This window comes from Vibrio sp. Vb0349 (assembly GCF_033338975.1).
The window spans coordinates 1-1078 of the sequence record NZ_JAWOTS010000409.1; the positions used below are offsets into that span (position 1 = coordinate 1).

Below are 1078 nucleotides of genomic sequence, written 5' to 3' on the forward strand. Positions count from 1 at the left end.
CGCCCGCTTCAGTGGCGATATCTTTTAGTGTTGCCATGTACATTTCCCGTTGGCATTGCTCACTTCTCCAAGTGAGAACTCAATAATCTGGCTATTGTAAACAGCTACTTAGGGATGCACAAACTTTTAGTAAAATCGTGCGATCCACGAAAGAGAGCGGTATCTGCTCGACTCATCTTCACTGCTCATCATCCTCCTGGTTTAATTTAACTAAAGTCAGCATCTAAAATAAGGCTTTTGTGTAATTTTGTGGAAACGTTTACACAATTTGAATTCGATCACGGATCTGGATCGAGATTGGTTGCTAGACTTTTAGCCAGTTAAGAAATGGGCGTACCGATTCGATGCAATGGCGATTGGCTTTTAGCGCATCAGAGTGAGGTATGAACAGAAAGCAGCAAACGTGGAGAAGCAAAAAGTGAAAGTTCTTGTCACAGGCGGTATGGGATACATCGGTAGTCACACTTGCGTTCAGATGATTGAAGCGGGAATGGAACCTATCATCGTTGATAACTTGTGTAACGCCAAACTGGAAGTGTTAAACCGTATTGAAGCGCTGACTGGCAAACAGCCTGAGTTCCACCAAGGTGACATCCGTGACGAAGCCTTTTTGGATACGGTATTCGCGCAGCACGACATCCAAGCCGTGATCCACTTTGCTGGCCTAAAAGCAGTTGGCGAATCGGTGGCAAAACCACTTGAGTACTACGACAACAACGTCAATGGCTCATTGGTGTTAGCGCGCAGCATGCGTAAAGCGGGCGTGAAAAGCATCGTATTCAGTTCATCGGCAACGGTTTACGGTGACCCTGAAATAGTGCCGATTACGGAAGATTCACCAACAGGCGCAACCACCAACCCATACGGACGCAGCAAATATATGGTGGAGCAGTGCTTAAGCGATCTGTTCCATGCTGAAAACGACTGGAGCATCACCTTACTGCGTTACTTCAACCCTGTTGGCGCGCACCCATCGGGCTGCATGGGGGAAGACCCACAAGGCATTCCCAATAACCTGATGCCATTTATCGCCCAAGTCGCTGTTGGCCGCCGAGAAAAACTCGCGGTATTCGGTAGC

1 protein-coding gene is annotated in these 1078 nt (G+C 47.7%); it reads left to right on the plus strand.

All coding sequences use genetic code 11. The features are described 5' to 3' along the window. Nucleotides 1–418 precede the first annotated feature (418 nt). Nucleotides 419–1078, plus strand: a 660-nt coding sequence (galE, locus tag R7Q47_RS26225; protein WP_318090258.1) for a UDP-glucose 4-epimerase GalE, incomplete at its 3' end; no start/stop codon positions are given.